A 25,912-nucleotide genomic window follows, 5' to 3' on the forward strand; every position below is an offset into this window, starting at 1 on the left:
TCCACAGGCCAGCCGGGAAGTACCCGTGGAGCTGGTGACCGCCTCGGCCAGCGGGCTGGACTACAGCCTGACGCCGGCAGCCGTGGCATGGCAGATCCCGCGCGTCGCCGCCGCCCGCCAGCTGAGCGTCGAACAGGTGAGCCAGCTGGTTGCAGAGCACACGCAAAAGCCGCTGGTCAGCTTCATCGGCATGCCCGTGGTAAATATTGTTGAGCTGAATCTGGCGCTGGACGCGCTAAGGAAAAACTAAATGACCGACGAGCCCATGCGCCCGGATCCGGACAGGCTGCTTGAACAGACGGCTGAAGCCCATCGTGGCAAACTGAAAATTTTCTTCGGCGCCTGCGCGGGCGTCGGGAAAACCTTCGCCATGCTGACGGAAGCCCAGCGGCTTCGGGCGCAGGGGCTCGATATTTTGATCGGCGTGGTTGAAACCCACGGACGTAAAGAGACGGCATCGCTGCTGAAGGGGCTGGCTACCCAGCCGCCCCGCCGCATCAGCCATCGCGGTCGGTTAGTCACCGAATTCGATCTCGATGCCGCCCTCGCCCGCCGTCCCGCCCTTATCCTGATGGACGAACTGGCGCACAGCAATGCGCCTGGCTCACGCCACCCAAAACGCTGGCAGGATGTTGAAGAACTACTTGAAGCCGGCATCGATGTATTCACCACGGTTAACGTTCAGCATCTTGAAAGCCTGAACGACGTGGTCAGCGGCGTGACCGGCATTCAGGTGCGCGAGACGGTGCCCGACCCCTTCTTTGATTCCGCGGACGAGGTGGTGCTGGTCGACCTGCCCCCCGATGATTTGCGCCAGCGCCTGCATGAAGGCAAAGTCTATATCGCCGGCCAGGCCGAACGCGCCATCGAACATTTCTTCCGTAAAGGCAACCTGATAGCCCTGCGCGAGCTGGCCCTGCGCCGAACCGCCGACCGGGTGGACGATCAGATGCGCGCCTGGCGCGACCTGCAGGGCCAGGAACGCGTCTGGCACACGCGGGATGCCATCCTGCTGTGCGTCGGCCACGGCAGCGGCAACGAAAAGCTTGTCCGCACCGCCGCGCGCCTCGCTGCCAAATTTGGCAGCGTCTGGCATGCGGTATATGTCGAAACGCCGCAGCTGCACGCGCTGCCCGAAAACCAGCGTCGCGCGATCCTGAGTTCGCTGCGCCTGGCACAGGAGCTGGGTGCCGAAACCGCGACGCTTTCCGATCCGCAGGAAGATAAAGCCATTCTGCGCTACGCGCGCGAGCACAACCTGGGGAAAATCGTCATTGGCCGTCGCCAGCATCGCCGCTGGTTTAGCCGCGAATCCTTTGCCGACAAGCTGGCTCGTCGTGCGCCGGATCTGGATCTGGTGATCGTGGCGCTGGATGACAAACCTACCCCCTTACCGAATCGCGCGCCGGACAGCCGCACCTTCAGCGATAAATGGCGCATTCAGCTTCGCGGCTGTCTTGTCGCCGTCGTGCTCTGCGCCCTGATTACCGTCATTGCCAGCCAGTGGCTGATTGCGTTTGATGCCGCCAACCTGGTGATGATCTACCTTCTTGGCGTGGTGGTGGTGGCGCTCTTTTACGGGCGCTGGCCGTCGGTACTGGCGACGGTTGTCAACGTCATCAGCTTCGATCTGTTCTTTATTGCTCCCCGCGGGACGCTCGCCGTCTCGGACGTACAATACATTCTCACCTTTGCGGTGATGCTCACCGTCGGGCTGGTGATCGGGAATCTGACGGCGGGCGTACGCTACCAGGCACGCATCGCCCGCTATCGCGAACAGCGTACGCGCCATCTCTACGAGATGTCTAAATCGCTGGCGGTGGGCCGTACGCCGCTGGATATCGTGCAGACCAGCGAGCAGTTTATTCGCTCGACGTTTCATGCCAGCAACCTGATTTTACTCCCGGACGAACACGGTAAGCTGCGCCCGCTGACCTCGGCCAGCGGCATGACGCCCTGGGACGAAGCCATCGCGCGCTGGAGCTTTGACAAAGGCTTACCGGCGGGCGCAGGGACCGACACCCTCCCCGGCGTGCCCTATCAAATTCTGCCGCTGCGCAGTGCCGATAAAAATCAGGGGCTGGTCATCGTAGAGCCTTCCAACCTGCGCCAGCTGATGATCCCCGAACAGCAGCGTTTACTGGAGACGTTTACGCTGCTGGTTGCCAGCGCGCTGGAACGACTGGCTCTCACCGCCAGCGAGGAACAGGCCCGTCTGGCGAGCGAGCGTGAAAGCATTCGTAACTCGCTGCTGGCGGCGCTCTCGCACGATCTGCGTACCCCGCTCACCGTCCTGTTTGGTCAGTCAGAAATCCTGACGCTGGACCTGGCGGCGGAAGGCTCTAAACACGCCCTTCAGGCCAGCGAGATCCGCCAGCATGTGCTGAATACCACGCGCCTGGTGAATAACCTGCTCGATATGGCGCGTATCCAGTCAGGCGGTTTTAACCTCAAAAAAGAGTGGCTCACGCTGGAAGAGGTGGTGGGCAGCGCCCTGAAAATGCTCGAACCCGGCCTGGGTGGGCGACATATCGCGCTGAACATGCCCGAGCCTCTGACGTTAATTCACGTCGACGGTCCGCTGTTTGAGCGGGTGCTGATCAACCTGCTGGAGAACGCCGGCAAATATGCGGGCTCCAGCGCCCGGATTGGGGTGGATGCGACGGTGGACGATGGTACGCTTCGTCTTGACGTCTGGGATACCGGCCCCGGCATCCCAGCCGGGCAGGAGCTGGCTATTTTCGAAAAATTCGCACGCGGCAATAAGGAGTCGGCCATTCCAGGCGTGGGGCTGGGGCTGGCGATTTGCCAGGCGATCATTGACGTCCATGGCGGGACCATTTCCGCAGAGAATCGTCCGGAAGGCGGCGCGCGGTTTTGTGTTACACTTCCTCTGGAAACCCCGCCAGAACTTAATGAATTACCAGAGGATTTGTGATCAACGTTCTGATTGTTGAAGATGAGATCGCCATTAGCCGTTTTCTGCGCGCTGCGCTGGAAGGAGACGGTCTGCGCGTTCATGATGCGGGTACGCTTCAGCGGGGTTTAATTGAAGCCGCTACCCGCAAGCCGGACCTGGTGATCCTCGATCTTGGCCTACCGGACGGTGACGGCATCGATTTTATCCGGGAAGTCCGTCAGTGGAGCCAGATGCCGATCCTCGTGCTCTCCGCCCGTACTGAAGAGACGGATAAAATCGCGGCGCTGGATGCCGGGGCGGATGACTATCTGATTAAACCTTTTGGGATCGGCGAACTACAGGCCCGCCTTCGCGTGGCGCTGCGTCGCCACAGCGCAACCACGCCTGCGGACCCAACCTACACGTTTGGGGATATCCGGGTTGACCTGGCCGCGCGGCGCATTGTGCGCGGCGATGAGGAGATTCACCTCACGCCGATAGAATTTCGCCTGCTCGCCGTACTGCTCAACAACCACGGTAAGGTACTCACCCAACGCCAACTGTTAAGTCAGGTGTGGGGACCCAACGCTGTGGAACATAGTCATTATTTACGCATATATATGGGACATCTTCGTCAGAAACTCGAAGTCGACCCCGCTCGCCCTCGCCATCTATTAACTGAAACCGGTATCGGTTATCGGTTTATGCTTTGAATAACTATTCATTTTATTTCTAAATAAAACTCAACCCCTCAGAAAATATTTCACAAATAACCCATACGTTATTTTTACGGGTTATTTTTGCTCATTTAAAACATTGATAAAACAACCCATTAACGCACCATCAACAAATCAGAATTTTGATCTGCAATATTCATCTAAAACGAATATTTATTTCTGATTTGATCGATTATCGGTGATCTACCTCACGGTTAATCGCCTTTTCCTGGATAAAATGACCATGCTTTCAATTACTGAAAGGAAAATGAATCATGGAAAACAACAATCGCTTAATGCCCCATATAAGGCGGACAACACATATCATGATGTTTGCCCACCGAAACTGCTTTGACTTTCATCTCTTTAATGCCCGGTAGTCCTTCGACTTCTGGCGCACTCGCTTACAGGCCATCCTGAAACATCTTATTTTACAGGCTTTTGCCTGTGAACCCGTGCGCTCATTCATCTTGATTCAGACTCATCCGCACCGGGCGGACTGAATTTCAATCATCAAAAAAGCAATTCACTGATTTAAATCAGCGGCCACCCTTTGCTTTTTTTTCCGGAAAATTATCGATTTCTTTCTTGCAAGAAATCGAGGGACGTTTATTACCTAAAATAAAGAGAGAAAGATGAAAAGTTTAAAAATCGCAGCCAGCCGTGCCTGTCCGGATTGCTTTACCACCCAGCGTGAACTGGTGGATGTCCGCGCTTCTGATTATATTGATGTTGCCGCCATTGTTCTGGCGGTAACGGATATTGCCAGCGGTATCCTGGACGAAATAGAAGCCACCGGTTTTGGCATTCCTGTTTTTGTCGCGACGCATAAAGAAGAGATCATTCCGGCAGACTATTTATCGCGCATTCATGGCGTATTTGAGTATTCAGACACCAGCAACGACTTTTATGGACGCCAGCTGGAAGCAGCGGCCCTGAAGTACGAAACCCAACTGCGCCCGCCGTTTTTCCGCGCACTGGTCGACTACGTGAAGCAGGGCAACAGTGCGTTTGACTGCCCGGGGCATCAGGGCGGCCAGTTCTTCCGCCGCCATCCAGCCGGTAATCAGTTCGTTGATTTCTTTGGCGAGACGCTTTTCCGCTCCGATCTGTGTAACGCCGACGTCGCAATGGGCGATCTGCTGATTCACGAGGGCGCGCCGTGCATTGCGCAGCAACATGCGGCGAAGGTCTTTAATGCCGATAAGACCTACTTCGTGCTGAACGGCACCTCGTCATCCAACAAAGTGGTGCTTAACGCCCTGCTCACCCCGGGCGACCTGGTACTCTTCGACCGTAACAACCACAAATCTAACCATCACGGTGCCCTCCTCCAGGCTGGCGCAACGCCGGTCTATCTCGAAACCGCGCGTAACCCGTACGGCTTCATTGGTGGCATTGACGCCCACTGCTTTGAAGAGAGTTATCTACGAGAGCTGGTGGCAGAGGTGGCGCCGGGCCGTGCACGCGATGCGCGTCCGTTCCGTCTGGCGGTGATCCAACTGGGTACCTACGATGGCACCATCTATAACGCCCGTCAGGTGGTAGATAAGATTGGGCACCTGTGTGATTACATCCTGTTTGACTCGGCCTGGGTGGGTTACGAGCAGTTTATTCCGATGATGGCCGACTGCTCGCCGCTGCTGCTGGAGCTGAACGAAAACGATCCGGGGATCCTGGTCACCCAGTCCGTGCATAAACAGCAGGCAGGCTTCTCCCAGACCTCGCAAATTCACAAGAAAGACAGCCATATCAAAGGCCAGCAGCGCTATGTCCCGCATAAGCGGCTGAATAATGCCTTTATGATGCACGCCTCCACCAGCCCGTTCTATCCGCTGTTTGCCGCGCTGGACATTAACGCCCGTATGCATGAAGGCCAGAGCGGCCGCAACATGTGGATGGACTGCGTGGTGAACGGTATCGAAGCGCGCAAGCTGATCCTGGAGAACTGCCAGTATCTGCGTCCCTTCGTGCCGGAGACGGTGGATGGCCGTCCGTGGGAAAGCTGGGACACGGCGGAGATTGCAACCGATCTGCGCTTCTTCCACTTCGTACCGGGTGAAAACTGGCACGCTTTTGAAGGCTACGCAGAGCATCAGTATTTTATCGACCCATGCAAGCTCCTGCTGACCACGCCGGGCATTAACGCCCGCACCGGGGAGTATGACGACTTCGGCGTGCCCGCCACTATCCTTGCCAACTTCCTGCGTGAAAACGGCATCGTGCCGGAAAAATGCGATCTCAACTCGATCCTGTTCCTGCTCACGCCTGCGGAAGATATGGGCAAACTTCAACAGTTGGTGGCCCAGCTGGTGCGCTTCGAAAAACTGCTCGAGAGCGATGTTCCGCTGAAAGAGGTCCTGCCTTCTCTCTACAAACAGCATCCGGAACGTTACGCGGATTACACCCTGCGCCAGATCTGCCAGGAGATGCATGACCTGTACGCCCGTCACAACGTGAAACAGCTGCAGAAAGAGATGTTCCGCAAGTCTCACTTCCCACGCGTGATGATGAACCCGCAGGACGCGAACTACGCCTATCTGCGCGGTGAAGTTGAGCTAGTCTCCCTGCGCGACGCGGAAGGCCGCATCGCCGCCGAAGGCGCACTTCCTTATCCGCCGGGGGTGCTGTGTGTTGTCCCAGGGGAAGTCTGGGGCGGTTCCGTGCTGCGCTACTTTGCCGCCCTGGAAGAAGGCATCAACCTTCTGCCGGGCTTCGCGCCGGAGCTGCAGGGCGTGTACGTCGAGGAGTGTGAGGGCCGCAAACAGGTTCGCTGCAATGTCATCAAACAACCCGCCGCTCAGCCCGCGCTGCTGAAAGGAGAGAAATTATGAGTAAGTCCAATAAGATGGGCGTGGTGCAGCTGACCATCCTCACCATGGTGAACATGATGGGCTCCGGGATTATCATGCTGCCCACCAAGCTTGCAGAGGTGGGTACCATCTCTATCATCTCCTGGCTGGTGACGGCAGTCGGTTCAATGGCGCTGGCGTGGGCGTTCGCCAAGTGCGGGATGTTCAGCCGTAAGTCAGGCGGGATGGGGGGCTATGCCGAATACGCCTTTGGCAAGTCGGGCAACTTTATGGCCAACTACACCTACGGCGTATCGCTGCTGATCGCCAACGTGGCGATTGCCATCTCCGCGGTGGGTTACGGTACGGAGCTGTTTGGCGCGACGCTCAGCCCGGTACAAATTGGGCTGGCGACCATCGGGGTTCTGTGGATCTGCACCGTGGCTAATTTTGGCGGCGCTCGTATCACCGGACAGCTCTCCAGTATCACCGTCTGGGGCGTGATTATCCCGGTTGTCGGCCTGTGCATCATCGGCTGGTTCTGGTTCAGCCCGACGCTGTACGCCAACTCCTGGAACCCGCACCATGTGCCTTTCTTTACCGCTGTGGGCTCTTCTATCGCTATGACGCTCTGGGCTTTCCTGGGGCTGGAATCCGCCTGCGCGAACGCGGAAGTGGTGGAGAATCCTGAAAAGAACGTGCCGATTGCGGTCCTTGGCGGAACGCTGGGCGCGGCGGTGATCTATATCGTCTCGACTAACGTCATTGCGGGCATCGTACCGAATATGGATCTGGCCAACTCCACGGCGCCGTTCGGGCTGGCCTTCGCGCAGATGTTCACTCCGGAAGTCGGGAAAGTGATCATGGGTCTGATGGTGATGTCCTGCTGCGGTTCACTCCTTGGGTGGCAGTTCACCATCGCACAGGTGTTTAAATCTTCGGCTGATGAAGGTTACTTTCCAAAAATCTTCTCCCGCGTGACCAAAGCGGATGCACCGGTGCAGGGCATGCTGGCGATTGTCATCTTCCAGAGCGGATTGTCGCTGATGACCATTAGCCCGTCGCTGAACAGCCAGTTCAACGTGCTGGTCAACCTGGCGGTCGTGACAAATATCATTCCGTATATTCTGTCGATGGCGGCGCTGGTGATTATTCAGAAAGTCGCGAAGGTGGATCCGCGCAAAGCGCGTGCGGCGAATATCGTGGCGCTGATTGGGGCAATCTACAGCTTCTACGCGCTCTACTCATCCGGCCAGGAAGCGATGCTGTATGGCGCGATGGTGACCTTTATGGGCTGGACGCTGTACGGTCTGGTGTCACCACGGTTTGAATTGAAGAATAAGCACAGTTAGGTAAAAGCAAAACGGCAACCCAAGGGTTGCCGTTTTTATTGTTTTCTCCCTCTCCCTGTGGGAGAGGGCCGGGGTGAGGGCATCAGCCCGCACCCAAACCGCACTTACGCGTTTTTCAGCACTTCGCTGACAATCTCTACCGCTTCTTTCTCAATCTGCTGACGGTGCTCAGCGCCGAGGAAGCTTTCGCAATAGATTTTATACGCATCTTCCGTACCGGATGGACGCGCGGCGAACCAGCCGTTTTCGGTCATCACTTTCAGCCCACCAATGGAGGCACCGTTGCCCGGTGCCGCCGTCAGACGCGCGGTGATCGGGTCACCTGCCAGGGTGCTTGCGCTGACCATCTCCGGAGAGAGTTTGGACAGGGCCGCTTTCTGAGCTGACGTCGCGCTAGCCTGAATACGGTTATAGCTTGGTGCACCAAAGCGTGCCGCCAGATCATTGTAATGTTCCTGCGGGTTTTTACCGGTGACCGCGGTGATCTCCGCCGCCAGCAGGCACATGATGATGCCGTCTTTATCGGTTGACCATGGCGTGCCGTCGAAACGCAGGAAAGAGGCCCCCGCGCTCTCTTCACCACCGAAGCCAAAGCTGCCGTCGTGCAGACCGTCAACAAACCATTTGAAGCCCACCGGCACTTCCACCAGCTTGCGGCCCAGCGCGTCCACCACGCGGTCGATCATCGCCGAGGAAACCAGCGTCTTACCGACGGCCACCTCTTTTCCCCACTGCGGACGGTGCTGGAACAGGTAGTTAATCGCAACCGCCAGATAGTGGTTCGGGTTCATCAGCCCGGCAGGGGTGACGATACCGTGGCGGTCGTAATCCGGGTCGTTAGCAAACGCCAGATCGAATTTATCGCGCAGCGCCAGCAGGCCCGCCATTGCGCACTCGGAGGAGCAGTCCATGCGGATCGCGCCGTCTTTGTCCAGGTGCATAAAGCGGAAGGTCTGATCGACGTGATCGTTCACGATGGTCAGATCCAGCTTGTAGTGCTCGGCAATACGCTTCCAGTATTCGATACCGGAGCCGCCCAACGGATCCACGCCCAGCTTCAGGCCGGCTTTCTGAATGGCCGCCATATCGACGATATCCGCCAGCCCTTCCACGAACGGCTGAACCAGATCCTGCTCTTTCACGTGGCCGGACGCCATGGCCGCATCCAGAGAGATGCGCTTCACGCCTTTCAGGCCGTCAGCCAGCAAGACGTTCGCACGATCTTCGACCACTTTGGTGACGTTGGTGTCGGCCGGGCCACCGTTAGGCGGGTTGTATTTGATGCCACCGTCTTCCGGCGGGTTGTGGGATGGCGTGATAACGATACCGTCAGCCAGCGCGCCACCTTTTTTGTTGTGTACCAGGATGGCGTTAGAGACCGCAGGCGTTGGGGTGAAGCCATTGTTCTCCTGAACAATGACATCGACGCCGTTTGCAGCCAGCACTTCCACAACAGAGATGAACGCCGGTTCAGACAGGGCATGGGTATCTTTCCCCACGTAGCACGGACCGGTAACGCCGTTTTTAGCGCGCTCTTCCGCAATGGCCTGAGCAATGGCCAGAATGTGCGGTTCGTTAAAGCTGTGGCGCGCCGCGCTGCCGCGGTGACCAGATGTACCAAACTTCACTGCGTGTTCTGCGTTGCCCACGACCGGCTTCAGCACGTAATACTGCGCGGTCAGCTGAGCGACGTTAATCAAATCGCTTTGTTGTGCAGGTTGGCCTGCACGGCTGTGATTTGCCATTACCGGGTCCTTCTGATGCAAGGGTTAAATTGTACCGCAAACCTTTTCAATCAATTCCGCCGGGAACTGCATGGACTGCATGATGTGTTCAATCATGCTGCACTTGCGGCCCGTATTGGTATTGGTGATCACCCAGTACGGGGTGCCAGGAACATGTTTGGGTTTGGTTTGATTGCCATTTTGCAGCAGCGTCTGCTCGTCGCCCGCGAAATAGACGCGAGTACGACCGTGCAGCGACTCGGTCGCTTCAGCAAACGCTTTGTTATCCAGTGAATAAAGTGTAGACAGCACCAGCATAAAGCGGTTAACCGCCTTTTTCTGTTCCGCGTATTCATCGGAGAGCAGCAGCTCGCGCATCGCGCGCACTTTATCTTTTGCCGGCGTCACGGCAGGTTTTGCTTGTGCAACAACGCTCGGCTGAGACACGACATCTTTGGTGACTGGGGTAGCAGGCTGTGAAGCGGCGGAAATTTTAAGCATGCGCCGTAAAATGTCGGACGCGCTCTCCCCGATATGCCGCGTCTGGCTGGCAATATACTGATAGAGTTCGTCATCAACTTCGATTGTTTTCATCTTAATCCAGTGCGATATCTTATCTGAATACAAGTCATTGGGATTATAAGGTCAAATCCCAACAGCGGATAGCGTCAAACCAGGTTGGCGGCAAAAGTCAGATTAAACTGGAACCTTGCAGCCGGGCGGCAGAATGGTCAACATGATACCCTAACCTGACATACGTAAAAAAAGAACTTTGCCATGAAATTGAATACCCGAGCGCAAACTGCACAATCGCCGAACAATAATTCTCCCATCGTACTGGTTCACGGGCTTTTTGGCAGCCTGGATAACCTGGGCGTGCTGGCACGCGATCTGGTTACCGACCATGATATTTTACAGGTCGATATGCGCAATCACGGTCTTTCCGGGCGTTCGGACGAGATGACCTACGCGGCGATGGCGCAGGACCTGCTGGATACGCTGGACGCACATAGCCTGCAGAAGGTAACGCTGATCGGGCATTCAATGGGTGGTAAAGCGGTGATGGCCCTGACGGCACTGGCCCCGGACCGTATTAGCGGCCTGGTGGTAATTGACGTCGCGCCCGTGGATTATGACGTCCGTCGTCACGACGAGATTTTTGCCGCCATTAATGCGGTCACAGAAGCGGGTGTCGCGACACGCCAACAGGCGGCTGCCGTCATGCGTGAGCATCTTGATGAAGAAGGCGTCGTGCAGTTCCTGCTGAAGTCGTTTGTTGACGGGCAATGGCGTTTTAACGTGCCGGTGCTCTGGGACCAGTACAACAACATCGTGGGCTGGAAAACCGTCCCCGCCTGGCCGCACCCTACCCTCTTTATTCGCGGCGGAAACTCACCTTACGTAACCGACGCGTACCGCGACACGCTGCTGGCCCAATTCCCGCAGGCTCGCGCCCACGTTATTGCCGGTGCCGGGCACTGGGTGCATGCGGAAAAACCTGACGCCGTGCTGCGCGCCATTCGCCGCTATCTTGCTGATACTGCAAATTGATTAAAAAGAAAGCGACTGGAAGGCTGCAGGCGTCCAGTCGTTGGCGTGCCGTTTTTGGTGATGTATGATGGCGCGCTTATCGCCCGGGCATTAGCAGGGCGGCGTGTTTCCCCCGAAGTCTCAGAATCATGGCCAAAGAACAAACGGACCGTACGACACTAGATCTGTTCGCGAATGAGCGTCGCCCGGGACGACCCAAGACGAATCCGCTTTCGCGCGATGAACAGCTGCGTATCAATAAACGCAACCAGCTTAAACGCGATAAAAATCGTGGGCTTAAGCGTGTCGAACTGAAGCTTAACGCCGACGCCGTCGATGCGCTGAACGAGCTGGCCGACGCGCGAAATATCAGCCGCAGTGAACTCATTGAAGAGATGTTGATCGCTCAGCTTGAAACGTTACGCGGCCAGGCATAAGTCTGAAAATCCCCTTTATCGCCCTTTTCATGTAGCACAGAGTGCAGTCCTGCGCGATAGCTGTTTCCGCAGGGTTGCCAGTTCTGCTATTATTGCCCTTATCCGTGGCCGAATTGCGCCACCATACTATTAAGTTTCAAGAGGTTATTTTACTCATGGCAATCATCGGCATTTTCTTTGGCAGTGATACCGGCAATACTGAAAATATCGCAAAAAACATTCAAAAACAGCTCGGTAAAGACGTTGCTGATGTGCATGACATCGCCAAGAGCAGCAAAGAAGATCTGGAAGGCTATGACATTTTGCTGCTGGGTATCCCAACCTGGTACTACGGTGAAGCCCAGTGCGACTGGGATGATTTCTTCCCGACGCTGGAAGAGGTCGACTTCAACGGTAAGCTGGTCGCCCTGTTTGGCTGTGGCGATCAGGAAGATTACGCCGAATACTTCTGTGACGCGCTGGGCACCATCCGCGACATCATTGAGCCGAATGGCGCGGTTATTGTAGGCCACTGGCCGACCGCCGGTTACCACTTCGAAGCGTCTAAAGGCCTGGCCGATGACGATCACTTCGTGGGTCTGGCCATCGACGAAGACCGTCAGCCAGAACTGACCGCCGAGCGTGTTGAGAAGTGGGTGAAGCAGATCCGTGAAGAACTGCACCTGGACGATATTCTGAACGCCTGATTATTTCGCGGCGCAACTGCGGTTGCGCCCATGCCCCAGGTCAAACCGATTAAATTAATCGCTACAATCTTTTAACTTTTTCGCCCAGACCTGTACAATGTCTCCCTGATAAAATGTGGTTTTCCATTGAGCAAGTTTGTTGGTGATACCCCATTTTTATAAGCATATTTTGCCTGAGACTTGCAGTTTTCATTTAGCCATGGCAGTTCTATAATGAGACGCATTATCCCAGGTGCATTTTCTGTCACTTCCTACAGAAGTGAATCGTTTAGCAACAGGACAGATTCCGCATGACTGACAACAATACCGCATTAAAGAAGGCTGGCCTGAAAGTTACGCTTCCTCGGTTAAAAATCCTTGAAGTGCTTCAGGGTCCAGACAATCACCATGTCAGTGCGGAAGACCTTTATAAACGTCTTATCGACATGGGTGAAGAGATTGGGCTGGCTACCGTCTATCGCGTGCTGAACCAGTTTGATGACGCGGGCATTGTTACCCGTCATAATTTCGAAGGCGGTAAATCTGTTTTCGAACTGACCCAGCAGCAGCACCACGATCACCTGATCTGCCTCGATTGCGGCAAGGTCATTGAATTCAGCGATGATTCCATCGAATCACGCCAGCGTGAAATCGCCGCGCGTCATGGCATCCGCCTGACCAACCACAGCCTGTACCTTTACGGTCATTGTGCTGAAGGCGATTGCCGCGAAGACGACCACGCGCACGACGCGAAATAAACAAGTGTTCATACTCTGAGCCAGCCGTAAGGTTGGCTTTTTTTGCCTAAAAAAATGCCCGGTGGCGCAGCGCCACCGGGCATGATAACAGCGAGTTACTTACTGTTATTGCTTCGAATTTCTTTCCAAATCTGGTCGCAACGCTTCGCCACTTCCTGATCGTTACCGGTTTTACGCGCCTGGATACAGGCCTGGTAATCCATTACGCGGACATTTTCCTGCGTCGCGAACTGCTCATGCGCTTTCTCTTTCTTCAGCACGTTTAGCACGCTCTGACAGGCTTCAATTTTCTCCGGCGAACCTTCCGCAGTATTAATGCAGGCGCTATACGCCTCCTTCAGACGGGAGTCCTCTTTTGGTGCCTGAGTCTGAGCACACGCCACCAGCCCTGATGCCAGCAACGCGACGACTACGATTTTTTTCATCATATACAGTCTCCATACCGGCGGGACTCAGCCCGCCGGTGCGTTTATCAGAAGATGGTGAATGGGGCGATAACCATGAATTTCACGTCACGTTCATCCTGGAAGATGTTGCCGTAACCGCCCGCATAGCTCGGGATATCGGAGTGGTTGTCATACTGGGTGAAGTGCAGTTTGAACATCGTGCCTTTCGCGCGGCCATCCTGCAGGGTATAGATTGCATCCAGGCTGTAGGAAGACTCTTTCAGGCGATAGTTGGGATCGTAGTATGCGTCCGGTGTTGCCATATCGGCAGGTTTTGCGTCCCAGGCGTAAGCGTAAGAAGCGCCCACCGCCCAGCCAGGCAGGTTCCAGTTTTTCAGGTCGTACATTGCACCGAAGAAGACCGCTTTCTCGCCGTCGGCGTTGAAGTCTGAGCGGTTATCCCACCAGATATCAAGACGGCCGTTGGAGGAGGCGTAGGTCGGAGTCATACGCTGCAGGAAGTAGCCCTGCTGCCCTTCCGCCTTCACCCATGTGCCTTCCAGACGCAAATCAACCTGGCCAACCTTGTAGCCGAAGGTGAGTGCCTGCAGCCACGCGGTGCCGTCATAAATGTCATTGACCCCACCGTTACTGACTTTATCGCGCGTACCGTAGAACTGGTAGCTGGTACTCAGCGGGCTACCCGCGACATCAAACTTATAGCTGGCCTTGGCAAAGTACTGATCGATATAGCCTTGTGCCTGACCAAATGCCGCTTCAAGCACCAGATCGTTTTTGAAGTCGTATTTCGCGCCCAGCGAGTGCAGGTAATCGACTTTGGTTTTTTTATCGTTCTGGTAGAACTTGTCCATCTCGATGTGCCAAGGCGCTTTGTACTCGTTGGTCCACATATAGGAGAAGCTCAACGCACCCGCATCACCGTAGTCAAAGTTAGCCCCCGCTTCCGCACCCTGATAGGTACCCGGCATAAAGCTCCAGTGCGGCGCTAACAGAGTCTGGCCAGTTGGCTGAATATAACCGCCGCGCGCCCATACCGGACCGTATTTAAATTTCGCCGCGGCTTTGTAAAGGCTTATACCGCTCTTATCCCCGGACCAGTCTTCATCATAGGCTTTGTTGCTGGAGGAGAAGGCGATTTCGTTCGGGTGGCCGCTGTCGCCGTTTTCCGCCATTTCAATCGCGGTGAACGCAGCAATATCCAGACCGAACATATCCGCGGCATAGCCTGACTGGAAGTCCAGGTTGGCGTTCCAGGTGGAGTGAGAAAGGTTGGTTTTGTATTTATCTTCAGTGACGTCTTTACGGTCACGCTCACGCTGCCAGTAATAAATACCGCCCGTGAGGGTAGAATCTTCGATGAAACCCGCTGCTTTTGCCTCTGGCGCAATCACCAGGCTCGACATTGCTGTCACACCGGCAATAGCCAGCGCCAGCGCACTACGTTTGCCACTGAACGTACGCATAGATTATTCCTCTTTGACGAATTAAAACGCCTGAAACGGCGTAAATAAAAAAGACCAAATGGTCAGGGGTAGTTTTAAATACCCTCGAATTAACTACCGTCTTTAGGTTATTTTTCGCGACGCGAATTATCAATGCTTTTTAGCGGACAAAAGTCAGGATTATGACGAAGTGCACATAATTGGTAGTGCTTTGTAACATTTACGGGAAGGCGAGGAATGACGGGGAATTATCAGGTATTTCAGTGGGTAGACGTGGAATCTCTTTCCTTTTATGTAACATTTTTGATTTTCGCAATGGCACAAACTTTTTTTTAAAAAATAAGTAGCACCTCATTGACCTGATATTTTCATGACACCTCTTTAGGCCCTGGCTTAATACTCTGATCGTTAAATAAAAAAACGCCGCACAGTGCGGCGTTTGTCTCTCATTGACCAGAGCAGCAATATTATTCGCCGATCTTCGTCCAGGTATCACGCAGACCTACAGTACGGTTAAATACTGGTTTTTCCGCGGTGCTGTAACGGCTGTCCAGGCAGAAGTAACCTTCACGTTCGAACTGGAACGCTTTGCCCGCTTCAGCGGCTTTCAGAGAAGGCTCCGCATAACCCTGCTTGATCACCAGCGATTCCGGGTTGATGGTCGCCAGGAAGTCTTCCGCCGCCCCCGGGTTAGGCACGCTGAACAGACGATCGTACAGACGAATTTCTACCGGCAGCGCGTGGGATGCGCTCACCCAGTGGATAACGCCCTTCACTTTACGGCCGTCAGCAGGATCTTTGCTCAGCGTTTCAGCGTCATAAGAACAGAAGATGGTGGTGATATTCCCTTCCGCATCTTTTTCAACGCGCTCGGCTTTGATGACGTAAGCATTACGCAGACGCACTTCTTTACCCAGCACCAGACGCTTGTACTGCTTGTTGGCTTCTTCGCGGAAGTCAGCGCGGTCAATCCAGATCTCGCCGCTGAACGGCACGTCACGGCTTCCCATTTCCGGTTTGTTCGGATGGTTAGGCATGGAGACCAGCTCGCTTTCACCCTGCGGATAGTTTTCGATGACCAGTTTCACCGGGTCGATAACCGCCATCGCGCGCGGGGCGTTTTCGTTGAGATCTTCACGAATGCAGGATTCCAGGGAAGCCATCTCAATGGTGTTATCCTGCTTGGTCACGCCGATACGTTTGCAGAACTCACGAATAGACGCGGCAGTGTAACCACGACGACGCAAACCAGAAATGGTAGGCATACGCGGGTCATCCCAGCCCTCAACGTGCTTGTCGGTCACCAGCAGGTTCAGCTTTCGCTTGGACATCACGGTGTATTCCAGATTCAGACGAGAGAACTCGTACTGGCGCGGGTGCACAGGAATGGTGATGTTATCCAGCACCCAGTCGTACAGACGACGGTTGTCCTGGAACTCCAGCGTACACAGGGAGTGCGTAATACCTTCCAGCGCATCGCTGATGCAGTGGGTGAAGTCGTACATCGGGTAGATGCACCACATGTTACCGGTCTGGTGGTGTTCTGCGAACTTGATGCGGTACAGCACCGGATCGCGCATCACGATGAACGGAGACGCCATGTCGATTTTGGCACGCAGGCACGCTTTGCCTTCTTCGAAGCCGCCGGCACGCATTTTTTCAAACAGCGCCAGGTTCTCTTCCACGCTGCGATCGCGGAACGGGCTGTTTTTGCCCGGCGCGGTCAGCGTACCGCGGTATTCGCGGATTTCGTCAGCAGACAGCTCGTCGACATACGCCAGACCTTTGTTGATAAGCTCTACCGCATAGGCGTACAGCTGATCGAAATAGTCAGAGGAGTAGCAGATATCGCCAGACCAGTTGAAGCCCAGCCATTGGACATCGTTCTTAATGGACTCAACGTATTCGATGTCTTCTTTTACTGGGTTGGTGTCATCGAAACGCAGGTTGCACTGGCCCTGGTAGTCCTGGGCAATGCCAAAGTTCAGGCAGATAGATTTTGCATGCCCGATGTGCAGGTAGCCGTTCGGCTCCGGCGGGAAACGGGTATGGATTGTGGTGTGCTTACCACTGGCCAGATCTTCATCGATGATCTGACGAATAAAGTTACTCGGGCGGGCTTCTGCCTCACTCATCGTGGATTCCTCAAAGCGTAAACAACGTATAACGGCGTATGATCTTATAAGCCGGACGTAGTGACAACCCTTAAAACGTCTCTGAAGAAAATAATGGGGGCATTTGCTGCAAAAAAAAGCGGCGGAGGATATCCCCCGCCGCTTAAGGCATGACTCTACTCAGGAGCGATTACTTGCCTTTAATCTCATATAGCGGTGTTTGACCCGCAACAACCTGACCTTTCGCCTGGATGACCAGACCGCTGAAGTCGTCAATGTTGCTGCAAACCACCGGGCTTATCATGGAGCGCGCGTTGGCGTTCAGGAAGTCCAGATCCATTTCCAGAATCGGCTGCCCTGCCACCACTTCAGCGCCCTCTTCCACCAGGCGAGTAAAGCCCTGACCGTTCAGCGCAACGGTATCGATACCCATATGGACAACGATCTCCGCACCATTTTCGGTTTCGAGGCAGAACGCGTGGTTGGTGTTGAAGATTTTCACGATGGTACCGGCCGCCGGAGACACAACGGTTTTTTCCGTTGGTTTCACCGCCACACCGTCACCGACCGCTTTGCTGGCGAAGGCTTCGTCAGGCACTTGCTCAATCGCAACGACTTCACCGGTTACCGGTGAAACCAGCGCGGCTACCGTTTTGGCGTTAGGTACTGCCTGCGGTTTTGCAGCCGCTGGCGCGGCGGCAGGTGCGGCAGAAGCTTCTGCTGCGGCTACCGGACCGGTGGTTTTCATGGCGTTAGCAATTTTCTCTGCCACGAAGCCAACGATAATCTGCACGCTGGTTTTGTTCAGGCGGATAACACCGGAAGCACCCAGACGTTTGGCCAGCGCTTCGTTCACCAGGGAAGAATCTTTCACGTTCAGACGCAGACGGGTGATACAGGCGTCGATACCGGTCAGGTTGTCAGAACCGCCAACAGCGGCGATGTACTGACGCGCCAGACCTGAAACGTCCTGATCCTGAGCACCGCTCACGTTCACATCCTGACCATCCGCTTCGCTACCGGCCACGGCCAGCTCACGACCCGGGGTCATCAGGTTGAATTTGGTGATAGTGAAACGGAACACCATGTAGTAGATCGCGAAGAACACCAGACCTTGTGGAATCAGCATCCACCAGTGGGTCGCCAGCGGGTTACGGGAAGAAAGCACCATATCCACCAGACCCGCACTGAAGCCGAAACCGGCAATCCAGTGCATGCTGGCAGCGATGAACACGGAGATACCGGTCAGCACAGCATGGATCACATACAGAACTGGCGCCACGAACATGAAGGAGAACTCCAGCGGCTCGGTGATACCGGTGAAGAAGGCCGCGAACGCCCCCGCCATCATGATACCCAGCACTTTCGCTTTGTTCTCTGGACGCGCGCAGTGGTAGATAGCCAGCGCAGCTCCCGGCAGACCAAACATCATGATCGGGAAGAAGCCAGCCTGGTAACGACCGGTGATACCGACAACCGCTTTACCTGCTTCGATGGACTGTGCGCCACCCAGGAAGTTAGGAATATCGTTAATACCGGCAACATCGAACCAGAATACAGAGTTCAGCGCGTGGTGCAGACCGACCGGGATCAGCAGACGGTTAAAGAACGCGTACACGCCCGCACCGACAGAACCCAGTTTCTGGATGTGCTCACCGAAGTTCACCAGACCGTCGAAGATCATCGGCCAGACGTACATCATGATGAACGCAACAACGATCATCACAAACGAGGTCAGGATGGGGACCAGACGGCGGCCGCTAAAGAAGGAGAGCGCTTTTGGCAGCTCTACGCTGCTGAAGCGGTTATACAGTTCAGCGGAGATGATACCCACAAGGATACCGACAAACTGGTTACTGATCTTACCAAATGCCGCCGGAACCTGGTCCGCCGGGATTTTTTGGATCATGGCCACCGCTGCCGGTGAGCAGAGAGTGGTTAACACAAGGAAACCGACAAAACCGGTCAGCGCAGCGGCACCGTCTTTGTCTTTGGACATACCATAAGCCACACCAATAGCAAACAACACGGACATGTTGTCGATAATGGCAGAGCCCGACTTGATAAAGAACGCCGCCAGCGCGCTGGTATTACCCCAGCCGTTGGGGTCGATCCAGTAGCCGACACCCATCAGGATGGCTGCGGCAGGCAGCGTGGCGACCGGCACCATCAGTGCGCGACCAACCTTTTGTAAATAACCTAGAATACTCACTTTCTTCCCCCTATGAGACCCCGTTTAAGGCATGTTCTCAGCTCTGTTTTTTTATTGTGTCACGAACTATAGATACAGTTGATGATTCACTGGCATTGTGAGTGTGTGAAAAATTAATTCGTATCGCAAATTAAACGCGTACTTTTTGTGATTTTTGTCACCAAATATCGTTATTCACCCTCCCTTATACTGGCTAACAGCGAAAACTTATTTTATCATTCAAAAAATCAAGACGGATTGATCCGGCCTGAAAGTTTCCAGGTTACGCTTAAGTATCAGGTTCCGATAGCCATCCGCCCACTCTTCTACTTTAACTCTCGAGGTGAACAATGAGACTGATTCCCCTGGCAACTGCTGAACAAGTTGGTAAATGGGCCGCTCGCCATATCGTAAACCGCATTAACGCATTCAAGCCGACTGCCGATCGTCCTTTCGTTCTTGGACTTCCAACAGGCGGCACGCCGCTGACAGCCTATAAGGCGCTGGTTGAGATGCATAAAGCAGGCCAGGTTAGCTTCAAACATGTTGTCACCTTCAATATGGATGAATACGTTGGCTTACCGAAAGACCACCCGGAAAGCTACCATAGCTTTATGCACCGCAATTTCTTTGATCACGTTGATATTCCATCTGAAAATATTAACCTGCTGAATGGAAACGCGCCGGATATTGACGCAGAATGCCGTCAGTATGAAGAAAAAATCCGTTCTTACGGTAAGATCCACCTGTTCATGGGTGGTGTAGGTAATGATGGTCATATCGCGTTTAACGAACCGGCGTCATCTCTGGCTTCCCGCACCCGTATTAAAACGCTGACCCATGACACGCGCGTGGCAAACTCCCGCTTCTTTGACGGCGATGTTAACCAGGTTCCAAAATACGCCCTGACCGTAGGCGTAGGCACCCTGCTGGATGCCGAAGAAGTGATGATTCTGGTGCTGGGCGGCGTGAAAGCGCAGGCGCTCCAGGCTGCCGTTGAAGGCAACGTTAACCATATGTGGACCATCAGCTGCCTGCAGCTGCATCCGAAATCCGTCATCGTCTGTGACGAACCGTCCACGATGGAGCTGAAGGTAAAAACGCTGAAATACTTCAACGAGTTAGAAGCCGAGAATATCAAAGGTCTGTAATTGAATAACCGCCTCTTCATCAGGAGGCGGCCGCTTTTTTTTAACCGGGGGTCGTTATGTACGCTTTAACCCACGGTCGGATTTATACCGGCCATGAAATTCTGGATGACCATGCGATTGTTATCGCTGATGGCCTGATTGAACGTGTTTGCCCGCTGGCAGAACTGCCACCGGAGATTGAACAACGCTCACTCAATGGAGCAGTAATCTCCCCCGGTTTCATCGACGTTCAGCTCAACGGCTGCGGCGGTGTGCAATTCAATGATACCGCCGAGGCGGTAACGGTCGAAACGCTGGAGATCATGCAAAAAGCCAATGAGAAATCGGGCTGCACCAGCTATCTGCCAACGCTCATCACCAGCAGTGATGAGCTGATGAAGCAGGGTATCCGTGTGATGCGTGAATATCTGGCCAAACATCCTAATCAGGCGCTGGGTCTGCACCTTGAAGGGCCATGGCTGAACATGGTCAAGAAAGGAACGCATAACCCGAATTACGTGCGTAAGCCTGATGCGGAGCTGGTTGACTACATGTGTGCCAACGCCGATGTGATCACCAAAGTGACGCTGGCACCTGAAATGACGGGTACGGATGTCATCAGCAAACTTGCTGCCGCCGGGATTATCGTTTCAGCCGGTCACTCAAACGCGACGCTGAAAGAAGCGAAAGCCGGTTTCCGCGCGGGCATTACCTTCGCGACGCACCTTTACAACGCCATGCCGTATATCACAGGCCGTGAACCGGGTCTGGTCGGGGCGATTCTGGATGAGCCAGACGTCTACTGCGGTATTATTGCTGACGGCTTACACGTTGATTACACCAACATTCGCAATGCTAAGCGGCTGAAAGGTGACAAGCTTTGTCTGGTGACGGATGCCACTGCACCGGCAGGTGCAAATATTGAGCAGTTCATTTTTGCCGGTAAAACAATATACTACCGCAATGGACTGTGTGTTGATGAAAACGGTACGCTGAGTGGTTCCTCTTTGACCATGATTGAAGGGGTGCGTAACCTGGTTGAGCATTGCGGGATTGCGCTTGATGAAGTCCTGCGTATGGCAACCCTTTATCCGGCTCGCGCAATGGGCGTAGATAAACAGCTCGGCGGAATTGCACCAGGTATGGTTGCAAACCTGACGGCATTCACACACGATTATAAAATTATTAAGACCATCGTTAATGGTAACGAGGTCGTCACTGAGTAAGTAAAAGTATGACACCTGGCGGACAAGCTCAAATCGGTAATGTCGATCTCGTTAAACAACTTAACAGTGCGGCGGTATATCGCCTGATTGACCAACACGGCCCCATCTCGCGAATTCAGATAGCCGAACAAAGCCAGCTTGCACCCGCCAGCGTGACAAAAATTACCCGCCAGCTTATTGAGCGCGGTCTGATCAAAGAAGTCGATCAGCAGGCCTCCACCGGAGGCCGTCGCGCCATCTCCATTATTACTGAAACCCGTAATTTTCAGGCAATTGGCGTCCGTCTGGGCCGTCATGACACCACGCTCACGCTATACGATCTGAGCAGTAAAGCCATCGCGGAAGAGCACTACCCTCTTCCGGAGCGCACCCAGGAGACGCTGGAGCATGCGCTGCTGAATACCATCGCGCAGTTTATTGAAAGCTGTCAGCGCAAGATCCGCGAACTCATCGCTATCTCCGTAATTCTGCCCGGCCTGGTCGACCCGGAAAGCGGCGTGATCCGCTATATGCCGCACATTCCGGTTGAAAACTGGGGGCTGGTCGATGCACTGGAAAAGCGTTTTAAAGTGACCTGCTTTGTGGGCCACGATATTCGCTCGCTGGCGCTGGCGGAGCACTACTTTGGTGCGAGCCAGGACTGTGAAGACTCTATTCTGGTGCGCGTTCACCGCGGAACGGGCGCGGGCATTATCTCTAACGGCCGTATTTTTATTGGTCGCAACGGTAACGTCGGTGAGATTGGCCACATTCAGGTTGAGCCCCTTGGGGAGCGCTGCCACTGCGGCAATTTCGGCTGTCTTGAAACCATCGCCGCCAACACGGCCATCGAGCAGCGCGTCCGCCATCTGCTTGAACAGGGTTACCAAAGCCGCGTCACGCTGGACGACTGCAAAATAGGCACCATCTGCAAAGCCGCTAATAAAGGCGACGCGCTGGCCTGTGAAGTAATCGAGCAGGTGGGGCGCCATCTGGGGAAAACTATCGCCATCGCCATTAACCTGTTTAACCCACAAAAAGTGGTGATCGCCGGTGAAATTGTGGAAGCGGAAAAGGTGCTGCTCCCCGCGATTGAAGGCTGTATTAACACCCAGGCGCTGAAAGCATTCCGCCAGAATCTTCCGGTGGTTCGTTCAAAGCTTGACCATCGCTCGGCGATTGGCGCGTTCGCGCTGGTCAAACGCGCCATGCTCAACGGAATTCTGCTGCAGCATTTGCTGGAAAGTTGATCGGACCTTATAGTAACGCCTTCTTTTTTTAATGTCGGACTGTCCATGACCATTAAGAATGTAATTTGTGATATCGACGGCGTGCTGATGCACGACAACGTTGCCGTGCCGGGTGCTGCGGAGTTTCTTCACCGCATCATCGACAAAGGAATGCCTCTGGTTCTTCTCACGAACTACCCTTCTCAGACCGGTCAGGATCTGGCAAACCGCTTTGCCACGGCGGGTGTAGATGTCCCGGACAGCGTGTTTTATACCTCGGCGATGGCCACGGCGGATTTTCTGAAGCGTCAGGAAGGGAAAAAAGCCTACGTGGTGGGTGAAGGTGCGCTGATCCATGAACTATACAAAGCGGGCTTTACCATCACCGACGTCAACCCGGACTTTGTGATTGTTGGCGAAACGCGATCCTTTAACTGGGAGATGATGCATAAAGCTGCATACTTTGTCGCCAGCGGTGCGCGCTTTATCGCCACCAACCCGGATACCCACGGCCGCGGTTTTTATCCGGCCTGCGGCGCTCTGTGTGCCGGTATCGAAAAAATCTCTGGTCGTCAGCCGTTCGTTGTCGGGAAACCGAGCCCGTGGATCATTCGTGCCGCGCTAAATAAAATGCAGGCCCACTCTGAAGAAACCGTGATTGTCGGCGACAACCTGCGCACCGATATTCTGGCCGGTTTCCAGGCGGGTCTGGAGACGATTCTGGTCCTCTCTGGCGTCTCTCAGCTTGATGACATTGATTCGATGCCGTTCCGGCCAAGCTGGATTTACCCCTCCGTCGACGAAATCGACATTATCTGATTCCGAACCACGCCTCAGGGCGTGGTTTTTTATTTTCTCGCCTGTAAAACACAGCTGCATCTAACGGAAAAGCACTTTCATTGCATAATCATCAATAAAAGCGCTCATGACATACGCATTTTTCACAGATCGGCAACCACCATTGCACTATTTCCGTTTTCACCCGTAAAACGCTTGCGCGCCCTGCCCCTTTGCGGCATTTTCATAAGCAAGCAACATTACAAAGCAACAGGGTTAACGGAGAAGGTTATGTGTTCAATTTTTGGCGTACTGGATATTAAAACTGACGCAGGCGAACTGCGTAAAAAGGCACTCGAACTGTCCCGCCTGATGCGCCATCGCGGACCGGACTGGTCAGGCGTTTACGCCAGTGACAAAGCGATTCTGGCTCACGAACGTCTGTCTATTGTTGACGTCAACGCCGGTGCACAGCCGCTGTATAACGAGAAAAAAACGCACGCGCTGGCTGTCAACGGTGAGATCTACAACCACCAGGCGCTGCGCGCCGAATACGGCGACCGCTACGCGTTCCAGACCGGTTCTGACTGTGAAGTGATCCTGGCGCTTTATCAGGAGAAAGGGCCTGAGTTCCTGGACGACCTGCAGGGCATGTTCGCCTTCGCGCTGTACGACAGCGAAAAAGACGCTTACCTGATTGGCCGCGACCATATCGGCATTATCCCGCTGTACATGGGCCACGATGAGCATGGCAACTTCTACGTTGCCTCTGAAATGAAAGCCCTGGTACCGGTCTGCCGCACCATCAAAGAGTTCCCGGCAGGCAGCTACCTGTGGAGCAAAGACGGCGAGATCCGTCAATATTATCAGCGTGACTGGTTCGATTTCGACGCGGTAAAAGACAACGTCACGGACAAAGCCGAGCTGCGTCAGGCGCTGGAAGATTCCGTGAAAAGCCACCTGATGTCCGACGTGCCGTACGGCGTGCTGCTCTCTGGCGGTCTGGACTCCTCCGTGATCTCCGCGATCACCAAGAAATTCGCGGCCCGTCGCGTGGAAGATCAGGAGCGCTCAGAAGCCTGGTGGCCACAGCTGCACTCCTTTGCCGTGGGCCTGGAAGGCGCACCTGATCTGAAAGCCGCGCAGGAAGTGGCAAACCACCTGGGGACCGTGCACCATGAAATTCATTTCACCGTGCAGGAAGGTCTGGATGCGATCCGCGATGTGATCTATCACATTGAAACCTATGACGTGACCACCATCCGCGCCTCGACCCCGATGTACCTGATGTCACGTAAGATCAAAGCGATGGGCATCAAGATGGTGCTCTCCGGTGAAGGTTCTGACGAAGTGTTTGGCGGCTACCTGTACTTCCACAAAGCGCCGAATGCCAAAGAGCTGCACGAAGAGACCGTGCGTAAACTGCAGGCGCTGCACATGTTCGACTGTGCGCGTGCCAACAAAGCGATGTCCGCCTGGGGCGTGGAAGCGCGCGTGCCGTTCCTGGATAAGAAATTCCTCGACGTGGCGATGCGCATCAACCCGCAGGACAAGATGTGCGGCAACGGCAAAATGGAAAAACATATCCTGCGTGAATGTTTTGAATCCTACCTGCCGGCGAGCGTGGCGTGGCGTCAGAAAGAGCAGTTCTCTGATGGCGTAGGTTATAGCTGGATCGACACCCTGAAAGAGGTCGCGGCGAAACAGGTTTCTGACCAGCAGCTGGAAACCGCAAGCTTCCGCTTCCCGTACAACACGCCGGGTTCGAAAGAAGCGTATCTCTACCGTGAAATTTTTGAAGAATTGTTCCCGGTACCGAGCGCTGCGGAGTGTGTGCCGGGTGGCCCGTCCGTCGCCTGCTCGTCTGCCAAAGCGATTGAATGGGATGAATCGTTCAAATCCATGAACGATCCGTCAGGACGTGCGGTAGGCGTTCACCAGTCAGCCTACAAATAATCGCGTATTTCATCATCAGGCCCTGCGGGGCCTGATTTTTTTTGCCCCGCTTTTGCACAGCTAAAAACGATTAATAACCAATAATTGCCGAATATTCGGTCACGCTGTTCGCAACCTAACCAAACAGTCACATTCCGGCTATTTTCGTTGAAAAAGGTGTTGACGCTGCAAGGGTCTATACGCATAATGCGCCCCGCAACGCCGATAAGGTAACGCGAAAAAAGATGGCTACGTAGCTCAGTTGGTTAGAGCACATCACTCATAATGATGGGGTCACAGGTTCGAATCCCGTCGTAGCCACCATCTTTTTTGCGGGAGTGGCGAAATTGGTAGACGCACCAGATTTAGGTTCTGGCGCCGCAAGGTGTGCGAGTTCAAGTCTCGCCTCCCGCACCATTCCCGGGTAAGCGTTGCACGGATGGGGTATCGCCAAGCGGTAAGGCACCGGTTTTTGATACCGGCATTCCCTGGTTCGAATCCAGGTACCCCAGCCATATTTCTTCGATTTTGCGGTTCTCCGCGGTATTGGGGTATCGCCAAGCGGTAAGGCACCGGTTTTTGATACCGGCATTCCCTGGTTCGAATCCA

General features: G+C 54.6%; 21 protein-coding genes and 3 tRNA genes. 18 read left to right on the forward strand and 6 right to left on the reverse strand.

Annotated features, from left to right (window positions below; translation table 11 throughout):
- The 6 genes from DOU50_RS07260 to potE all read left to right on the forward strand — a co-directional run.
- A partial coding sequence (locus DOU50_RS07260; RefSeq protein WP_148769130.1) for a potassium-transporting ATPase subunit C occupies window positions 1–250 on the forward strand: 250 nt, incomplete at its 5' end.
- Window positions 251–2,938, forward strand: coding sequence for a two-component system sensor histidine kinase KdpD (gene kdpD / locus DOU50_RS07265; RefSeq protein WP_024908811.1), 2,688 nt, complete (start codon window positions 251–253; stop codon window positions 2,936–2,938).
- Window positions 2,935–3,612 (forward strand): two-component system response regulator KdpE, encoded by a 678-nt coding sequence (gene kdpE, locus DOU50_RS07270; RefSeq protein WP_024908812.1) that lies wholly within the window; start codon window positions 2,935–2,937, stop codon window positions 3,610–3,612. Before kdpD ends, kdpE begins: the two co-directional genes overlap by 4 nt.
- A gap of 278 nt (window positions 3,613–3,890) precedes the next feature.
- Window positions 3,891–3,995, forward strand: a complete 105-nt coding sequence (gene speFL, locus DOU50_RS07275) for a leader peptide SpeFL (protein ID WP_003858645.1) — start codon at window positions 3,891–3,893, stop codon at window positions 3,993–3,995.
- 255 nt (window positions 3,996–4,250) lie between these two features.
- On the forward strand, window positions 4,251–6,449 hold the full coding sequence (gene speF / locus DOU50_RS07280) for an ornithine decarboxylase SpeF (RefSeq protein ID WP_032649529.1): 2,199 nt from the start codon (window positions 4,251–4,253) through the stop codon (window positions 6,447–6,449).
- Window positions 6,446–7,759: a putrescine-ornithine antiporter gene (potE, locus tag DOU50_RS07285; protein WP_014831099.1), complete on the forward strand. Its 1,314-nt coding sequence runs from the start codon at window positions 6,446–6,448 to the stop codon at window positions 7,757–7,759. The genes speF and potE overlap by 4 nt, the downstream gene beginning before the upstream one ends.
- Before the next feature lie 104 nt (window positions 7,760–7,863).
- Here the strand turns inward: potE and pgm are convergent, their stop codons facing one another.
- Window positions 7,864–9,504: a phosphoglucomutase (alpha-D-glucose-1,6-bisphosphate-dependent) gene (gene pgm / locus DOU50_RS07290; protein WP_148769131.1), complete on the reverse strand. Its 1,641-nt coding sequence runs from the start codon at window positions 9,502–9,504 to the stop codon at window positions 7,864–7,866.
- A gap of 24 nt (window positions 9,505–9,528) precedes the next feature.
- Window positions 9,529–10,077: a replication initiation negative regulator SeqA gene (seqA, locus tag DOU50_RS07295; protein ID WP_008501070.1), complete on the reverse strand. Its 549-nt coding sequence runs from the start codon at window positions 10,075–10,077 to the stop codon at window positions 9,529–9,531.
- Between the two features lie 183 nt (window positions 10,078–10,260).
- Here seqA and ybfF point away from each other — a divergent pair, with 183 nt between their 5' ends.
- From ybfF to fur, 4 genes are all read left to right on the forward strand, one after another.
- Window positions 10,261–11,034, forward strand: coding sequence for an esterase (gene ybfF / locus DOU50_RS07300; RefSeq protein ID WP_024908815.1), 774 nt, complete (start codon window positions 10,261–10,263; stop codon window positions 11,032–11,034).
- 128 nt (window positions 11,035–11,162) lie between these two features.
- Window positions 11,163–11,450 (forward strand): LexA regulated protein, encoded by a 288-nt coding sequence (ybfE, locus tag DOU50_RS07305; protein WP_024908816.1) that lies wholly within the window; start codon window positions 11,163–11,165, stop codon window positions 11,448–11,450.
- 155 nt (window positions 11,451–11,605) lie between these two features.
- Window positions 11,606–12,136 (forward strand): flavodoxin FldA, encoded by a 531-nt coding sequence (gene fldA, locus DOU50_RS07310; protein ID WP_008501067.1) that lies wholly within the window; start codon window positions 11,606–11,608, stop codon window positions 12,134–12,136.
- 290 nt (window positions 12,137–12,426) lie between these two features.
- On the forward strand, window positions 12,427–12,873 hold the full coding sequence (fur, locus tag DOU50_RS07315; RefSeq protein WP_023310771.1) for a ferric iron uptake transcriptional regulator: 447 nt from the start codon (window positions 12,427–12,429) through the stop codon (window positions 12,871–12,873).
- Between the two features lie 95 nt (window positions 12,874–12,968).
- Here the strand turns inward: fur and chiQ are convergent, their stop codons facing one another.
- The 4 genes from chiQ to nagE all read right to left on the reverse strand — a co-directional run bounded on the left by chiQ (window position 12,969) and on the right by nagE (window position 19,048).
- A complete protein-coding gene (chiQ, locus tag DOU50_RS07320) occupies window positions 12,969–13,298 on the reverse strand; it encodes a ChiQ/YbfN family lipoprotein (protein WP_024908817.1) in 330 nt (109 codons plus the stop codon).
- Between the two features lie 47 nt (window positions 13,299–13,345).
- A complete protein-coding gene (gene chiP / locus DOU50_RS07325; protein ID WP_148769132.1) occupies window positions 13,346–14,743 on the reverse strand; it encodes a chitoporin ChiP in 1,398 nt (465 codons plus the stop codon).
- A 446-nt stretch (window positions 14,744–15,189) separates the two neighbouring features.
- Complete coding sequence (glnS, locus tag DOU50_RS07330) at window positions 15,190–16,857, reverse strand: glutamine--tRNA ligase (RefSeq protein ID WP_148769133.1); 1,668 nt, start codon at window positions 16,855–16,857, stop codon at window positions 15,190–15,192.
- A 169-nt stretch (window positions 16,858–17,026) separates the two neighbouring features.
- A complete protein-coding gene (gene nagE, locus DOU50_RS07335) occupies window positions 17,027–19,048 on the reverse strand; it encodes an N-acetylglucosamine-specific PTS transporter subunit IIBC (RefSeq protein WP_024907027.1) in 2,022 nt (673 codons plus the stop codon).
- Between the two features lie 329 nt (window positions 19,049–19,377).
- On the opposite strand from nagE, the gene nagB reads away from it, so the two are divergent.
- The 8 genes from nagB to DOU50_RS07380 all read left to right on the forward strand — a co-directional run bounded on the left by nagB (window position 19,378) and on the right by DOU50_RS07380 (window position 25,818).
- Entirely contained in the window at window positions 19,378–20,178 is an 801-nt protein-coding gene (nagB, locus tag DOU50_RS07340; protein ID WP_023310765.1) for a glucosamine-6-phosphate deaminase, read from the forward strand.
- Window positions 20,179–20,234: 56 nt separating this feature from the next.
- Complete coding sequence (gene nagA, locus DOU50_RS07345) at window positions 20,235–21,383, forward strand: N-acetylglucosamine-6-phosphate deacetylase (RefSeq protein WP_048991079.1); 1,149 nt, start codon at window positions 20,235–20,237, stop codon at window positions 21,381–21,383.
- 8 nt (window positions 21,384–21,391) lie between these two features.
- Window positions 21,392–22,612 (forward strand): DNA-binding transcriptional regulator NagC, encoded by a 1,221-nt coding sequence (gene nagC, locus DOU50_RS07350; RefSeq protein WP_024907025.1) that lies wholly within the window; start codon window positions 21,392–21,394, stop codon window positions 22,610–22,612.
- A 45-nt stretch (window positions 22,613–22,657) separates the two neighbouring features.
- A complete protein-coding gene (nagD, locus tag DOU50_RS07355; RefSeq protein WP_023310763.1) occupies window positions 22,658–23,410 on the forward strand; it encodes a ribonucleotide monophosphatase NagD in 753 nt (250 codons plus the stop codon).
- Between the two features lie 249 nt (window positions 23,411–23,659).
- Window positions 23,660–25,324: an asparagine synthase B gene (asnB, locus tag DOU50_RS07360; RefSeq protein WP_014069343.1), complete on the forward strand. Its 1,665-nt coding sequence runs from the start codon at window positions 23,660–23,662 to the stop codon at window positions 25,322–25,324.
- Between the two features lie 226 nt (window positions 25,325–25,550).
- Window positions 25,551–25,627: transfer RNA gene (locus tag DOU50_RS07370), tRNA-Met, on the forward strand.
- A gap of 8 nt (window positions 25,628–25,635) precedes the next feature.
- A tRNA-Leu gene (locus DOU50_RS07375) sits at window positions 25,636–25,720 on the forward strand.
- 23 nt (window positions 25,721–25,743) lie between these two features.
- Window positions 25,744–25,818, forward strand: a tRNA-Gln gene (locus DOU50_RS07380).
- The last annotated feature ends 94 nt before the right edge of the window (window positions 25,819–25,912 follow it).

Origin of the sequence: Enterobacter sp. C6 (assembly GCF_008122455.1) — a bacterium.
Classification (GTDB): domain Bacteria; phylum Pseudomonadota; class Gammaproteobacteria; order Enterobacterales; family Enterobacteriaceae; genus Enterobacter; species Enterobacter pseudoroggenkampii.

What these genes read in the sequence shown, in the direction of transcription:
- kdpD (WP_024908811.1), top strand. Translation starts at nt 251, where the DNA reads ATGACCGACGAGCCCATGCGCCCGGATCCGGACAGGCTGCTTGAACAG.
- speFL (WP_003858645.1), top strand. Translation starts at nt 3,891, where the DNA reads ATGGAAAACAACAATCGCTTAATGCCCCATATAAGGCGGACAACACAT.
- speF (WP_032649529.1), top strand. Translation starts at nt 4,251, where the DNA reads ATGAAAAGTTTAAAAATCGCAGCCAGCCGTGCCTGTCCGGATTGCTTT.
- potE (WP_014831099.1), top strand. Translation starts at nt 6,446, where the DNA reads ATGAGTAAGTCCAATAAGATGGGCGTGGTGCAGCTGACCATCCTCACC.
- pgm (WP_148769131.1), bottom strand. Translation starts at nt 9,504, where the DNA reads ATGGCAAATCACAGCCGTGCAGGCCAACCTGCACAACAAAGCGATTTG.
- seqA (WP_008501070.1), bottom strand. Translation starts at nt 10,077, where the DNA reads ATGAAAACAATCGAAGTTGATGACGAACTCTATCAGTATATTGCCAGC.
- ybfF (WP_024908815.1), top strand. Translation starts at nt 10,261, where the DNA reads ATGAAATTGAATACCCGAGCGCAAACTGCACAATCGCCGAACAATAAT.
- ybfE (WP_024908816.1), top strand. Translation starts at nt 11,163, where the DNA reads ATGGCCAAAGAACAAACGGACCGTACGACACTAGATCTGTTCGCGAAT.
- fldA (WP_008501067.1), top strand. Translation starts at nt 11,606, where the DNA reads ATGGCAATCATCGGCATTTTCTTTGGCAGTGATACCGGCAATACTGAA.
- fur (WP_023310771.1), top strand. Translation starts at nt 12,427, where the DNA reads ATGACTGACAACAATACCGCATTAAAGAAGGCTGGCCTGAAAGTTACG.
- chiQ (WP_024908817.1), bottom strand. Translation starts at nt 13,298, where the DNA reads ATGAAAAAAATCGTAGTCGTCGCGTTGCTGGCATCAGGGCTGGTGGCG.
- chiP (WP_148769132.1), bottom strand. Translation starts at nt 14,743, where the DNA reads ATGCGTACGTTCAGTGGCAAACGTAGTGCGCTGGCGCTGGCTATTGCC.
- glnS (WP_148769133.1), bottom strand. Translation starts at nt 16,857, where the DNA reads ATGAGTGAGGCAGAAGCCCGCCCGAGTAACTTTATTCGTCAGATCATC.
- nagB (WP_023310765.1), top strand. Translation starts at nt 19,378, where the DNA reads ATGAGACTGATTCCCCTGGCAACTGCTGAACAAGTTGGTAAATGGGCC.
- nagA (WP_048991079.1), top strand. Translation starts at nt 20,235, where the DNA reads ATGTACGCTTTAACCCACGGTCGGATTTATACCGGCCATGAAATTCTG.
- nagC (WP_024907025.1), top strand. Translation starts at nt 21,392, where the DNA reads ATGACACCTGGCGGACAAGCTCAAATCGGTAATGTCGATCTCGTTAAA.
- nagD (WP_023310763.1), top strand. Translation starts at nt 22,658, where the DNA reads ATGACCATTAAGAATGTAATTTGTGATATCGACGGCGTGCTGATGCAC.
- asnB (WP_014069343.1), top strand. Translation starts at nt 23,660, where the DNA reads ATGTGTTCAATTTTTGGCGTACTGGATATTAAAACTGACGCAGGCGAA.